Below are 15,078 nucleotides of genomic sequence, written 5' to 3' on the forward strand. Positions count from 1 at the left end.
GCAACCAAGGAGACAACCATGAAGCATTGCCTCGTTGCATTGGCCTTGTTGGCGGCCCTGGGCGCATCTGCCCAGACCGCCCAGGGCGTGAGCAAGACCGAGATCGTGGTCGGTTCGATCCAGGACTTCTCCGGCCCGCTGGCGGGCTACGGCAAGCAGGTGCGTTTCGGCATGCAGCTGCGCGTCGACGAGCTGAACGAGCAGGGCGGCGTGCACGGCCGGCGCATCACGCTGAAGTTCGAGGATTCCGGCTACGACCCCAAGCGCGCGGTGCTGGCGGCGCAGAAGCTGGTGAACCAGGACAAGATCTTCATCATGGCCGGCCATATCGGCACTGCGCAGAACCTGGCGGCGATGCCGGTGCAGTTCGAGAAGAACGTGATCAACTTCTGGCCGCTGACCGCCGCGCGCGAGATGTACGAGCCCTTCCATAAGCTGAAGTACTCCTTCGCCGTGCCCTATTACGAGCAGATCCGCGTGATGCTGCCGCGGCTGGTGAAGGAGAAGGGCGCCAGGAAGGTCTGCGCCCATTACCAGGACGACGACTTCGGGCTCGAGGTGCTGAAGGGCGCCGAGGCGGGGCTGAAGGGCATCCAGATGGAGCTGGCCGAGAAGACCAGTTTCAAGCGCGGCGCCACCGAGTTCTCCTCGCAGGTCGCGCGGCTGAAGGCGGCGAATTGCGATCTGGTAGTGCTGGGCACCATCATCCGCGAGACCATCGGCAGCATCGGCGAGGCGCGCAAGACCGGCTTCAACCCGATCTTCCTCGGCTCCAGCGCGGCCTATACCGACCTGATCCACAAGCTGGGCGGCAAGTCGATGGACGGCTTCTATGCGGCGATGGCCACCCAGCATCCCTATCTGGATGAGGCCTCGCAGCCGATCCGCTTCTGGGCCACCAAGTACAAGACCAAGTTCAACGAGGATCCGACGGTGTTCTCGGCCTATGGCTACTCGATCATCGACGGCTTCATCCGCGTCACGCAGAAGGTCGGGCCGAACCTGACGACCGACGCCTTCATCAAGGCCATGGACGGCATGAGCTTCCCTCCGGACATCTTCGGCAGCGCCGAGGCCTCGTACAGCGCCAGCAAGCGTCTCGGAAGCAACGCCTCGCGCCTGTCGCAAATCCAGGATGGGCGCTGGAAGGTGGTGTCGGACTACATCGTTCAGTAAGGCGCTGATCGCGGCCGCAGGCGAGGGGGTGAAAGAAGTTTTGCGTTTCTTGTTTGCGCGCTGAAAACCTTGTGCTACAGTTGCGGGCTTCGCTGATCACAGCGGGCTGCGAAAGCGGCAGTGGTGGTGGGTGAAGGAAGCAAGAGCGGCGTTGAAAACGAAATGTTTAAAACGCTTGACGGGTTTGAGAAAAACAAGTCATAATCCCGCTTCTGTGCTGATGACTGATCAGCGACGCGAAACGAAGCAGCTCGCGAAAGCGAGTTGGGTGAGTGGAGCGATGTTCTTTAAGAATTCACAGCCGATAAGCGTGGGCGTTTGAGGCGGAGTGCTGATGAGCAGTGATGTTCATCAAGTCCTTCGGACTTTAAACGCTCACGGAAAGAAGAATGAAGCTATGCAAATAGTCTTTGTTCGATTCCGTTGAGTAATCAAGATCGAACTGTAGAGTTTGATCCTGGCTCAGATTGAACGCTGGCGGCATGCCTTACACATGCAAGTCGAACGGTAACGCGGGGCAACCTGGCGACGAGTGGCGAACGGGTGAGTAATGTATCGGAACGTGCCCAGTTGTGGGGGATAACTGCTCGAAAGAGCAGCTAATACCGCATACGACCTGAGGGTGAAAGCGGGGGATCGCAAGACCTCGCGCAATTGGAGCGGCCGATATCAGATTAGGTAGTTGGTGGGGTAAAGGCCCACCAAGCCAACGATCTGTAGCTGGTCTGAGAGGACGACCAGCCACACTGGGACTGAGACACGGCCCAGACTCCTACGGGAGGCAGCAGTGGGGAATTTTGGACAATGGACGCAAGTCTGATCCAGCCATGCCGCGTGCGGGAAGAAGGCCTTCGGGTTGTAAACCGCTTTTGTCAGGGAAGAAAAGGGCGACTCTAATACAGTTGCCTCATGACGGTACCTGAAGAATAAGCACCGGCTAACTACGTGCCAGCAGCCGCGGTAATACGTAGGGTGCAAGCGTTAATCGGAATTACTGGGCGTAAAGCGTGCGCAGGCGGTTATGCAAGACAGATGTGAAATCCCCGGGCTCAACCTGGGAACTGCATTTGTGACTGCATGGCTAGAGTACGGTAGAGGGGGATGGAATTCCGCGTGTAGCAGTGAAATGCGTAGATATGCGGAGGAACACCGATGGCGAAGGCAATCCCCTGGACCTGTACTGACGCTCATGCACGAAAGCGTGGGGAGCAAACAGGATTAGATACCCTGGTAGTCCACGCCCTAAACGATGTCAACTGGTTGTTGGGAGGGTTTCTTCTCAGTAACGTAGCTAACGCGTGAAGTTGACCGCCTGGGGAGTACGGCCGCAAGGTTGAAACTCAAAGGAATTGACGGGGACCCGCACAAGCGGTGGATGATGTGGTTTAATTCGATGCAACGCGAAAAACCTTACCTACCCTTGACATGCCAGGAATCCTGCAGAGATGTGGGAGTGCTCGAAAGAGAACCTGGACACAGGTGCTGCATGGCCGTCGTCAGCTCGTGTCGTGAGATGTTGGGTTAAGTCCCGCAACGAGCGCAACCCTTGTCATTAGTTGCTACGAAAGGGCACTCTAATGAGACTGCCGGTGACAAACCGGAGGAAGGTGGGGATGACGTCAGGTCATCATGGCCCTTATGGGTAGGGCTACACACGTCATACAATGGCCGGTACAGAGGGCTGCCAACCCGCGAGGGGGAGCTAATCCCAGAAAACCGGTCGTAGTCCGGATCGTAGTCTGCAACTCGACTGCGTGAAGTCGGAATCGCTAGTAATCGCGGATCAGCTTGCCGCGGTGAATACGTTCCCGGGTCTTGTACACACCGCCCGTCACACCATGGGAGCGGGTTCTGCCAGAAGTAGTTAGCCTAACCGCAAGGAGGGCGATTACCACGGCAGGGTTCGTGACTGGGGTGAAGTCGTAACAAGGTAGCCGTATCGGAAGGTGCGGCTGGATCACCTCCTTTCTAGAAAATGGTCGAGCAGTTCTTCACTGCGTGCAGTGATGGACCAGCAAGATCCAATGCACTCTTTCCTCAAGCGCTCACACTTATCGGCTGTAACACAACAGTGAGTGAAAATACGTGAGCCTGCCGAGCTGGCCTCCAGGGCCGCGAAGCTGAGAGCAGGATCATGTGAAAAACACGTGGGTCTGTAGCTCAGTCGGTTAGAGCACCGTCTTGATAAGGCGGGGGTCGCTGGTTCGAATCCAGCCAGACCCACCACGGATTTGAAAAGATCCCGGGGGATTAGCTCAGCTGGGAGAGCACCTGCTTTGCAAGCAGGGGGTCGTCGGTTCGATCCCGTCATCCTCCACCAATTCACTCATCAAGGGTGGCAAACCTTAGCGACAAGAGACGGTCGTTGAGGTTTGCCAGTCTTTGACTTCGAAAGAAGTTGGCTGTTGTTCTTTAACAATTCGTAGAGTCGAATCAGCGCTGCTAGCGGAAAGCGACTAATCGTAAAGGGTTAGATCGTACCGTGCCGCTAGTAGCATTTGATTGCGTCACCAGACTTCAACTCTGCAAATGGCAGAGAAAAGATTGAAGAACGGCATAACGCGTAATACTCAAAACAGTCCGATGAATACAAGATCGGACTGAGTCCTTGACGACAGTGCAGTCAGCGCTGTCAGAGTTATAGGGTCAAGTGACTAAGTGCATGTGGTGGATGCCTTGGCGATTACAGGCGACGAAGGACGTGATAGCCTGCGATAAGCTTCGGGGAGCTGGCAAATTAGCTTTGATCCGGAGATTTCCGAATGGGGAAACCCACCTCGCAAGAGGTATCGCATACTGAATACATAGGTATGCGAGGCGAACCGGGTGAACTGAAACATCTCAGTAGCTCGAGGAAAAGACATCAACCGAGATTCCGAAAGTAGTGGCGAGCGAAATCGGAGTAGCCCTCGTGTTTTAGCAGTTGGCATATCAGAACGGAATGGAAAGTCCGGCCATAGCGGGTGATAGCCCCGTATGAGAAATGTTGATTGTGGAACTAGGCACGAATAGAGTAGGGCGGGACACGTGAAATCCTGTCTGAATATGGGGGGACCATCCTCCAAGGCTAAATACTCGTAATCGACCGATAGTGAACCAGTACCGTGAGGGAAAGGCGAAAAGAACCCCGGGAGGGGAGTGAAATAGATCCTGAAACCGCATGCATACAAAAAGTAGGAGCCCGCAAGGGTGACTGCGTACCTTTTGTATAATGGGTCAGCGACTTACATTCAGTGGCGAGCTTAACCGAATAGGGAAGGCGCAGGGAAACCGAGTCCGAATAGGGCGATTCAGTCGCTGGGTGTAGACCCGAAACCAAGTGATCTATCCATGGCCAGGATGAAGGCACCGTAACAGGTGCTGGAGGTCCGAACCGACTAGTGTTGCAAAACTAGCGGATGAGCTGTGGATAGGGGTGAAAGGCTAAACAAACTTGGAAATAGCTGGTTCTCTCCGAAAACTATTTAGGTAGTGCCTCAAGTATTACCATCGGGGGTAGAGCACTGTTATGGCTAGGGGGTCATGGCGACTTACCAAACCATTGCAAACTCCGAATACCGATGAGTACAGCTTGGGAGACAGAGCACCGGGTGCTAACGTCCGGACTCAAGAGGGAAACAACCCAGACCGCCAGCTAAGGTCCCCAAAATTGGCTAAGTGGGAAACGAAGTGGGAAGGCTAAAACAGTCAGGATGTTGGCTTAGAAGCAGCCATCATTTAAAGAAAGCGTAATAGCTCACTGATCGAGTCGTCCTGCGCGGAAGATGTAACGGGGCTAAGCCAGTTACCGAAGCTGCGGATGTGCAATTTATTGCACGTGGTAGGAGAGCGTTCTGTAAGCCTGTGAAGGTGGGTTGTGAAGCCTGCTGGAGGTATCAGAAGTGCGAATGCTGACATGAGTAGCGTTAAAGGGGGTGAAAAGCCCCCTCGCCGTAAGCGCAAGGTTTCCTACGCAACGTTCATCGGCGTAGGGTGAGTCGGCCCCTAAGGCGAGGCAGAGATGCGTAGCTGATGGGAAACAGGTCAATATTCCTGTACCGATCAATAGTGCGATGTGGGGACGGAGAAGGTTAGCTCAGCCGGGTGTTGGATGTCCCGGTTCAAGCCTGTAGTCGTGCTCGGTAGGCAAATCCGCCGGGCTTAGATGAGGGGTGATAACGAGTCTGCTTGCAGACGAAGTGAGTGATACCCTGCTTCCAGGAAAAGCCACTAAGCTTCAGCTATTGACGACCGTACCGCAAACCGACACTGGTGCGCGTGATGAGTATTCTCAGGCGCTTGAGAGAACTCTGGAGAAGGAACTCGGCAAATTGACACCGTAACTTCGGAAGAAGGTGTGCCTTTAGTAGGTGAACCATTTACTTGGGGAGCCCAATGAGGCCGCAGAGAATCGGTGGCTGCGACTGTTTATTAAAAACACAGCACTCTGCAAAGACGAAAGTCGACGTATAGGGTGTGACGCCTGCCCGGTGCTGGAAGATTAAATGATGGGGTGCAAGCTCTTGACTGAAGTCCCAGTAAACGGCGGCCGTAACTATAACGGTCCTAAGGTAGCGAAATTCCTTGTCGGGTAAGTTCCGACCTGCACGAATGGCGTAACGATGGCCACACTGTCTCCTCCAGAGACTCAGCGAAGTTGAAATGTTTGTGATGATGCAATCTCCCCGCGGAAAGACGGAAAGACCCCATGAACCTTTACTGTAGCTTTACATTGGACTTTGAACAGATCTGTGTAGGATAGGTGGGAGGCTTTGAAGTGAGGACGCTAGTTCTCATGGAGCCAACGTTGAAATACCACCCTGGTGTGTTTGAGGTTCTAACCTTGTCCCGTTATCCGGGATGGGGACAGTGTATGGTGGGCAGTTTGACTGGGGCGGTCTCCTCCCAAAGTGTAACGGAGGAGTTCGAAGGTACGCTAGGCACGGTCGGAAATCGTGCTGATAGTGCATTGGCATAAGCGTGCTTGACTGCGAGACTGACAAGTCGAGCAGGTACGAAAGTAGGACAAAGTGATCCGGTGGTTCTGTATGGAAGGGCCATCGCTCAACGGATAAAAGGTACTCTGGGGATAACAGGCTGATACCGCCCAAGAGTTCATATCGACGGCGGTGTTTGGCACCTCGATGTCGGCTCATCTCATCCTGGGGCTGTAGCCGGTCCCAAGGGTATGGCTGTTCGCCATTTAAAGAGGTACGTGAGCTGGGTTTAAAACGTCGTGAGACAGTTTGGTCCCTATCTTCCGTGGGCGCTGCAAGATTGAGAGAGCCTGCTCCTAGTACGAGAGGACCGGAGTGGACGCACCTCTGGTGTACCGGTTGTCACGCCAGTGGCATTGCCGGGTAGCTAAGTGCGGAAGAGATAACCGCTGAAAGCATCTAAGCGGGAAACTCGTCTCAAGATGAGTCTTGCCGGGGCCTTGAGCCCCCTGAAGAGTCGTTCGAGACCAGGACGTTGATAGGCTGGGTGTGGAAGCGCAGTAATGCGTTAAGCTGACCAGTACTAATTGCTCGTGAGGCTTGACCCTATAACTTTGACAGTCCAGACCATCTGGCATCTGCTCAAAGACCAGGATTACAAGTTACGTCGTTCTTCAAACTGAAGACGCAATCAAATCAAAGCTGATTCACGCACTATAGCCATCGCTATAATGCAACTCTACGAATTGGGTTTGCTGTTCCAGCAACAGCAGACCAACCAGTCAAGCCTGATGACCATAGCGACTTGGTCCCACTCCTTCCCATCCCGAACAGGACAGTGAAACGAGTCAGCGCCGATGATAGTGCGGATTCCCGTGTGAAAGTAGGTCATCGTCAGGCTATTATTCGAGACGCCCGGTCGCAAGACCGGGCGTTTCTATCTGTGCCAGCAGATACAAGCGTTGAGGCGAGCTCAGTGCTTGTATGTGCCGGACATCGATGAAGATCGATGGCTTGCAGATCGGAAGCAAATAGGTGTTGACACTAGTGCGAAAGCAGTCAATAATCCCGCTTCTGTGCTGATGACTGATCAGCGACGCGAAACGAAGCAGCTCGCGAAAGCGAGTTGGGTGAGTGGAGCGATGTTCTTTAAGAATTCACAGCCGATAAGCGTGGGCGTTTGAGGCGGAGTGCTGATGAGCAGTGATGTTCATCAAGTCCTTCGGACTTTAAACGCTCACGGAAAGAAGAATGAAGCTATGCAAATAGTCTTTGTTCGATTCCGTTGAGTAATCAAGATCGAACTGTAGAGTTTGATCCTGGCTCAGATTGAACGCTGGCGGCATGCCTTACACATGCAAGTCGAACGGTAACGCGGGGCAACCTGGCGACGAGTGGCGAACGGGTGAGTAATGTATCGGAACGTGCCCAGTTGTGGGGGATAACTGCTCGAAAGAGCAGCTAATACCGCATACGACCTGAGGGTGAAAGCGGGGGATCGCAAGACCTCGCGCAATTGGAGCGGCCGATATCAGATTAGGTAGTTGGTGGGGTAAAGGCCCACCAAGCCAACGATCTGTAGCTGGTCTGAGAGGACGACCAGCCACACTGGGACTGAGACACGGCCCAGACTCCTACGGGAGGCAGCAGTGGGGAATTTTGGACAATGGACGCAAGTCTGATCCAGCCATGCCGCGTGCGGGAAGAAGGCCTTCGGGTTGTAAACCGCTTTTGTCAGGGAAGAAAAGGGCGACTCTAATACAGTTGCCTCATGACGGTACCTGAAGAATAAGCACCGGCTAACTACGTGCCAGCAGCCGCGGTAATACGTAGGGTGCAAGCGTTAATCGGAATTACTGGGCGTAAAGCGTGCGCAGGCGGTTATGCAAGACAGATGTGAAATCCCCGGGCTCAACCTGGGAACTGCATTTGTGACTGCATGGCTAGAGTACGGTAGAGGGGGATGGAATTCCGCGTGTAGCAGTGAAATGCGTAGATATGCGGAGGAACACCGATGGCGAAGGCAATCCCCTGGACCTGTACTGACGCTCATGCACGAAAGCGTGGGGAGCAAACAGGATTAGATACCCTGGTAGTCCACGCCCTAAACGATGTCAACTGGTTGTTGGGAGGGTTTCTTCTCAGTAACGTAGCTAACGCGTGAAGTTGACCGCCTGGGGAGTACGGCCGCAAGGTTGAAACTCAAAGGAATTGACGGGGACCCGCACAAGCGGTGGATGATGTGGTTTAATTCGATGCAACGCGAAAAACCTTACCTACCCTTGACATGCCAGGAATCCTGCAGAGATGTGGGAGTGCTCGAAAGAGAACCTGGACACAGGTGCTGCATGGCCGTCGTCAGCTCGTGTCGTGAGATGTTGGGTTAAGTCCCGCAACGAGCGCAACCCTTGTCATTAGTTGCTACGAAAGGGCACTCTAATGAGACTGCCGGTGACAAACCGGAGGAAGGTGGGGATGACGTCAGGTCATCATGGCCCTTATGGGTAGGGCTACACACGTCATACAATGGCCGGTACAGAGGGCTGCCAACCCGCGAGGGGGAGCTAATCCCAGAAAACCGGTCGTAGTCCGGATCGTAGTCTGCAACTCGACTGCGTGAAGTCGGAATCGCTAGTAATCGCGGATCAGCTTGCCGCGGTGAATACGTTCCCGGGTCTTGTACACACCGCCCGTCACACCATGGGAGCGGGTTCTGCCAGAAGTAGTTAGCCTAACCGCAAGGAGGGCGATTACCACGGCAGGGTTCGTGACTGGGGTGAAGTCGTAACAAGGTAGCCGTATCGGAAGGTGCGGCTGGATCACCTCCTTTCTAGAAAATGGTCGAGCAGTTCTTCACTGCGTGCAGTGATGGACCAGCAAGATCCAATGCACTCTTTCCTCAAGCGCTCACACTTATCGGCTGTAACACAACAGTGAGTGAAAATACGTGAGCCTGCCGAGCTGGCCTCCAGGGCCGCGAAGCTGAGAGCAGGATCATGTGAAAAACACGTGGGTCTGTAGCTCAGTCGGTTAGAGCACCGTCTTGATAAGGCGGGGGTCGCTGGTTCGAATCCAGCCAGACCCACCACGGATTTGAAAAGATCCCGGGGGATTAGCTCAGCTGGGAGAGCACCTGCTTTGCAAGCAGGGGGTCGTCGGTTCGATCCCGTCATCCTCCACCAATTCACTCATCAAGGGTGGCAAACCTTAGCGACAAGAGACGGTCGTTGAGGTTTGCCAGTCTTTGACTTCGAAAGAAGTTGGCTGTTGTTCTTTAACAATTCGTAGAGTCGAATCAGCGCTGCTAGCGGAAAGCGACTAATCGTAAAGGGTTAGATCGTACCGTGCCGCTAGTAGCATTTGATTGCGTCACCAGACTTCAACTCTGCAAATGGCAGAGAAAAGATTGAAGAACGGCATAACGCGTAATACTCAAAACAGTCCGATGAATACAAGATCGGACTGAGTCCTTGACGACAGTGCAGTCAGCGCTGTCAGAGTTATAGGGTCAAGTGACTAAGTGCATGTGGTGGATGCCTTGGCGATTACAGGCGACGAAGGACGTGATAGCCTGCGATAAGCTTCGGGGAGCTGGCAAATTAGCTTTGATCCGGAGATTTCCGAATGGGGAAACCCACCTCGCAAGAGGTATCGCATACTGAATACATAGGTATGCGAGGCGAACCGGGTGAACTGAAACATCTCAGTAGCTCGAGGAAAAGACATCAACCGAGATTCCGAAAGTAGTGGCGAGCGAAATCGGAGTAGCCCTCGTGTTTTAGCAGTTGGCATATCAGAACGGAATGGAAAGTCCGGCCATAGCGGGTGATAGCCCCGTATGAGAAATGTTGATTGTGGAACTAGGCACGAATAGAGTAGGGCGGGACACGTGAAATCCTGTCTGAATATGGGGGGACCATCCTCCAAGGCTAAATACTCGTAATCGACCGATAGTGAACCAGTACCGTGAGGGAAAGGCGAAAAGAACCCCGGGAGGGGAGTGAAATAGATCCTGAAACCGCATGCATACAAAAAGTAGGAGCCCGCAAGGGTGACTGCGTACCTTTTGTATAATGGGTCAGCGACTTACATTCAGTGGCGAGCTTAACCGAATAGGGAAGGCGCAGGGAAACCGAGTCCGAATAGGGCGATTCAGTCGCTGGGTGTAGACCCGAAACCAAGTGATCTATCCATGGCCAGGATGAAGGCACCGTAACAGGTGCTGGAGGTCCGAACCGACTAGTGTTGCAAAACTAGCGGATGAGCTGTGGATAGGGGTGAAAGGCTAAACAAACTTGGAAATAGCTGGTTCTCTCCGAAAACTATTTAGGTAGTGCCTCAAGTATTACCATCGGGGGTAGAGCACTGTTATGGCTAGGGGGTCATGGCGACTTACCAAACCATTGCAAACTCCGAATACCGATGAGTACAGCTTGGGAGACAGAGCACCGGGTGCTAACGTCCGGACTCAAGAGGGAAACAACCCAGACCGCCAGCTAAGGTCCCCAAAATTGGCTAAGTGGGAAACGAAGTGGGAAGGCTAAAACAGTCAGGATGTTGGCTTAGAAGCAGCCATCATTTAAAGAAAGCGTAATAGCTCACTGATCGAGTCGTCCTGCGCGGAAGATGTAACGGGGCTAAGCCAGTTACCGAAGCTGCGGATGTGCAATTTATTGCACGTGGTAGGAGAGCGTTCTGTAAGCCTGTGAAGGTGGGTTGTGAAGCCTGCTGGAGGTATCAGAAGTGCGAATGCTGACATGAGTAGCGTTAAAGGGGGTGAAAAGCCCCCTCGCCGTAAGCGCAAGGTTTCCTACGCAACGTTCATCGGCGTAGGGTGAGTCGGCCCCTAAGGCGAGGCAGAGATGCGTAGCTGATGGGAAACAGGTCAATATTCCTGTACCGATCAATAGTGCGATGTGGGGACGGAGAAGGTTAGCTCAGCCGGGTGTTGGATGTCCCGGTTCAAGCCTGTAGTCGTGCTCGGTAGGCAAATCCGCCGGGCTTAGATGAGGGGTGATAACGAGTCTGCTTGCAGACGAAGTGAGTGATACCCTGCTTCCAGGAAAAGCCACTAAGCTTCAGCTATTGACGACCGTACCGCAAACCGACACTGGTGCGCGTGATGAGTATTCTCAGGCGCTTGAGAGAACTCTGGAGAAGGAACTCGGCAAATTGACACCGTAACTTCGGAAGAAGGTGTGCCTTTAGTAGGTGAACCATTTACTTGGGGAGCCCAATGAGGCCGCAGAGAATCGGTGGCTGCGACTGTTTATTAAAAACACAGCACTCTGCAAAGACGAAAGTCGACGTATAGGGTGTGACGCCTGCCCGGTGCTGGAAGATTAAATGATGGGGTGCAAGCTCTTGACTGAAGTCCCAGTAAACGGCGGCCGTAACTATAACGGTCCTAAGGTAGCGAAATTCCTTGTCGGGTAAGTTCCGACCTGCACGAATGGCGTAACGATGGCCACACTGTCTCCTCCAGAGACTCAGCGAAGTTGAAATGTTTGTGATGATGCAATCTCCCCGCGGAAAGACGGAAAGACCCCATGAACCTTTACTGTAGCTTTACATTGGACTTTGAACAGATCTGTGTAGGATAGGTGGGAGGCTTTGAAGTGAGGACGCTAGTTCTCATGGAGCCAACGTTGAAATACCACCCTGGTGTGTTTGAGGTTCTAACCTTGTCCCGTTATCCGGGATGGGGACAGTGTATGGTGGGCAGTTTGACTGGGGCGGTCTCCTCCCAAAGTGTAACGGAGGAGTTCGAAGGTACGCTAGGCACGGTCGGAAATCGTGCTGATAGTGCATTGGCATAAGCGTGCTTGACTGCGAGACTGACAAGTCGAGCAGGTACGAAAGTAGGACAAAGTGATCCGGTGGTTCTGTATGGAAGGGCCATCGCTCAACGGATAAAAGGTACTCTGGGGATAACAGGCTGATACCGCCCAAGAGTTCATATCGACGGCGGTGTTTGGCACCTCGATGTCGGCTCATCTCATCCTGGGGCTGTAGCCGGTCCCAAGGGTATGGCTGTTCGCCATTTAAAGAGGTACGTGAGCTGGGTTTAAAACGTCGTGAGACAGTTTGGTCCCTATCTTCCGTGGGCGCTGCAAGATTGAGAGAGCCTGCTCCTAGTACGAGAGGACCGGAGTGGACGCACCTCTGGTGTACCGGTTGTCACGCCAGTGGCATTGCCGGGTAGCTAAGTGCGGAAGAGATAACCGCTGAAAGCATCTAAGCGGGAAACTCGTCTCAAGATGAGTCTTGCCGGGGCCTTGAGCCCCCTGAAGAGTCGTTCGAGACCAGGACGTTGATAGGCTGGGTGTGGAAGCGCAGTAATGCGTTAAGCTGACCAGTACTAATTGCTCGTGAGGCTTGACCCTATAACTTTGACAGTCCAGACCATCTGGCATCTGCTCAAAGACCAGGATTACAAGTTACGTCGTTCTTCAAACTGAAGACGCAATCAAATCAAAGCTGATTCACGCACTATAGCCATCGCTATAATGCAACTCTACGAATTGGGTTTGCTGTTCCAGCAACAGCAGACCAACCAGTCAAGCCTGATGACCATAGCGACTTGGTCCCACTCCTTCCCATCCCGAACAGGACAGTGAAACGAGTCAGCGCCGATGATAGTGCGGATTCCCGTGTGAAAGTAGGTCATCGTCAGGCTATTATTCGAGACGCCCGGTCGCAAGACCGGGCGTTTCTATCTGTGCCAGCAGATACAAGCGTTGAGGCGAGCTCAGTGCTTGTATGTGCCGGACATCGATGAAGATCGATGGCTTGCAGATCGGAAGCAAATAGGTGTTGACACTAGTGCGAAAGCAGTCAATAATCCCGCTTCTGTGCTGATGACTGATCAGCGACGCGAAACGAAGCAGCTCGCGAAAGCGAGTTGGGTGAGTGGAGCGATGTTCTTTAAGAATTCACAGCCGATAAGCGTGGGCGTTTGAGGCGGAGTGCTGATGAGCAGTGATGTTCATCAAGTCCTTCGGACTTTAAACGCTCACGGAAAGAAGAATGAAGCTATGCAAATAGTCTTTGTTCGATTCCGTTGAGTAATCAAGATCGAACTGTAGAGTTTGATCCTGGCTCAGATTGAACGCTGGCGGCATGCCTTACACATGCAAGTCGAACGGTAACGCGGGGCAACCTGGCGACGAGTGGCGAACGGGTGAGTAATGTATCGGAACGTGCCCAGTTGTGGGGGATAACTGCTCGAAAGAGCAGCTAATACCGCATACGACCTGAGGGTGAAAGCGGGGGATCGCAAGACCTCGCGCAATTGGAGCGGCCGATATCAGATTAGGTAGTTGGTGGGGTAAAGGCCCACCAAGCCAACGATCTGTAGCTGGTCTGAGAGGACGACCAGCCACACTGGGACTGAGACACGGCCCAGACTCCTACGGGAGGCAGCAGTGGGGAATTTTGGACAATGGACGCAAGTCTGATCCAGCCATGCCGCGTGCGGGAAGAAGGCCTTCGGGTTGTAAACCGCTTTTGTCAGGGAAGAAAAGGGCGACTCTAATACAGTTGCCTCATGACGGTACCTGAAGAATAAGCACCGGCTAACTACGTGCCAGCAGCCGCGGTAATACGTAGGGTGCAAGCGTTAATCGGAATTACTGGGCGTAAAGCGTGCGCAGGCGGTTATGCAAGACAGATGTGAAATCCCCGGGCTCAACCTGGGAACTGCATTTGTGACTGCATGGCTAGAGTACGGTAGAGGGGGATGGAATTCCGCGTGTAGCAGTGAAATGCGTAGATATGCGGAGGAACACCGATGGCGAAGGCAATCCCCTGGACCTGTACTGACGCTCATGCACGAAAGCGTGGGGAGCAAACAGGATTAGATACCCTGGTAGTCCACGCCCTAAACGATGTCAACTGGTTGTTGGGAGGGTTTCTTCTCAGTAACGTAGCTAACGCGTGAAGTTGACCGCCTGGGGAGTACGGCCGCAAGGTTGAAACTCAAAGGAATTGACGGGGACCCGCACAAGCGGTGGATGATGTGGTTTAATTCGATGCAACGCGAAAAACCTTACCTACCCTTGACATGCCAGGAATCCTGCAGAGATGTGGGAGTGCTCGAAAGAGAACCTGGACACAGGTGCTGCATGGCCGTCGTCAGCTCGTGTCGTGAGATGTTGGGTTAAGTCCCGCAACGAGCGCAACCCTTGTCATTAGTTGCTACGAAAGGGCACTCTAATGAGACTGCCGGTGACAAACCGGAGGAAGGTGGGGATGACGTCAGGTCATCATGGCCCTTATGGGTAGGGCTACACACGTCATACAATGGCCGGTACAGAGGGCTGCCAACCCGCGAGGGGGAGCTAATCCCAGAAAACCGGTCGTAGTCCGGATCGTAGTCTGCAACTCGACTGCGTGAAGTCGGAATCGCTAGTAATCGCGGATCAGCTTGCCGCGGTGAATACGTTCCCGGGTCTTGTACACACCGCCCGTCACACCATGGGAGCGGGTTCTGCCAGAAGTAGTTAGCCTAACCGCAAGGAGGGCGATTACCACGGCAGGGTTCGTGACTGGGGTGAAGTCGTAACAAGGTAGCCGTATCGGAAGGTGCGGCTGGATCACCTCCTTTCTAGAAAATGGTCGAGCAGTTCTTCACTGCGTGCAGTGATGGACCAGCAAGATCCAATGCACTCTTTCCTCAAGCGCTCACACTTATCGGCTGTAACACAACAGTGAGTGAAAATACGTGAGCCTGCCGAGCTGGCCTCCAGGGCCGCGAAGCTGAGAGCAGGATCATGTGAAAAACACGTGGGTCTGTAGCTCAGTCGGTTAGAGCACCGTCTTGATAAGGCGGGGGTCGCTGGTTCGAATCCAGCCAGACCCACCACGGATTTGAAAAGATCCCGGGGGATTAGCTCAGCTGGGAGAGCACCTGCTTTGCAAGCAGGGGGTCGTCGGTTCGATCCCGTCATCCTCCACCAATTCACTCATCAAGGGTGGCAAACCT

The 15,078-nt window shown here is 53.7% G+C and carries 1 protein-coding gene, 6 tRNA genes and 7 rRNA genes; all 14 read left to right on the forward strand.

From position 1 onward, the window contains the following. The first annotated feature begins 18 nt into the window (after nucleotides 1–18). A complete protein-coding gene (locus G8A07_RS08845; RefSeq protein ID WP_195796666.1) occupies nucleotides 19–1,176 on the forward strand; it encodes an ABC transporter substrate-binding protein in 1,158 nt (385 codons plus the stop codon). A gap of 439 nt (nucleotides 1,177–1,615) precedes the next feature. Further along, a 16S ribosomal RNA gene (locus tag G8A07_RS08850) occupies nucleotides 1,616–3,144 on the forward strand. Between the two features lie 181 nt (nucleotides 3,145–3,325). Continuing rightward, nucleotides 3,326–3,402, forward strand: a tRNA-Ile gene (locus G8A07_RS08855). An 18-nt stretch (nucleotides 3,403–3,420) separates the two neighbouring features. After that, nucleotides 3,421–3,496, forward strand: a tRNA-Ala gene (locus tag G8A07_RS08860). A 324-nt stretch (nucleotides 3,497–3,820) separates the two neighbouring features. After that, nucleotides 3,821–6,700 (forward strand): 23S ribosomal RNA (locus G8A07_RS08865). 179 nt (nucleotides 6,701–6,879) lie between these two features. Continuing rightward, nucleotides 6,880–6,992, forward strand: a 5S ribosomal RNA gene (gene rrf / locus G8A07_RS08870). A gap of 401 nt (nucleotides 6,993–7,393) precedes the next feature. After that, nucleotides 7,394–8,922: ribosomal RNA gene (locus G8A07_RS08875) — 16S ribosomal RNA — on the forward strand. Between the two features lie 181 nt (nucleotides 8,923–9,103). Continuing rightward, nucleotides 9,104–9,180 (forward strand) — tRNA-Ile (locus G8A07_RS08880). 18 nt (nucleotides 9,181–9,198) lie between these two features. Next, nucleotides 9,199–9,274: transfer RNA gene (locus G8A07_RS08885), tRNA-Ala, on the forward strand. 324 nt (nucleotides 9,275–9,598) lie between these two features. Further along, nucleotides 9,599–12,478 (forward strand): 23S ribosomal RNA (locus G8A07_RS08890). A 179-nt stretch (nucleotides 12,479–12,657) separates the two neighbouring features. Then, nucleotides 12,658–12,770: ribosomal RNA gene (rrf, locus tag G8A07_RS08895) — 5S ribosomal RNA — on the forward strand. A gap of 401 nt (nucleotides 12,771–13,171) precedes the next feature. Beyond that, a 16S ribosomal RNA gene (locus G8A07_RS08900) occupies nucleotides 13,172–14,700 on the forward strand. Together the 16S, 23S and 5S rRNA genes with 6 tRNA genes alongside form the textbook arrangement of a ribosomal RNA operon. 181 nt (nucleotides 14,701–14,881) lie before the next feature. Next, nucleotides 14,882–14,958: transfer RNA gene (locus G8A07_RS08905), tRNA-Ile, on the forward strand. 18 nt (nucleotides 14,959–14,976) lie between these two features. Further along, a tRNA-Ala gene (locus G8A07_RS08910) sits at nucleotides 14,977–15,052 on the forward strand. Nucleotides 15,053–15,078 lie beyond the last annotated feature (26 nt).

It is taken from the genome of Roseateles sp. DAIF2 (genome assembly GCF_015624425.1).
GTDB lineage: Bacteria > Pseudomonadota > Gammaproteobacteria > Burkholderiales > Burkholderiaceae_C > Kinneretia.

Coding starts and splice junctions, on each gene's coding strand:
- G8A07_RS08845 (WP_195796666.1), top strand. CDS start 19: ATGAAGCATTGCCTCGTTGCATTGGCCTTGTTGGCGGCCCTGGGCGCA.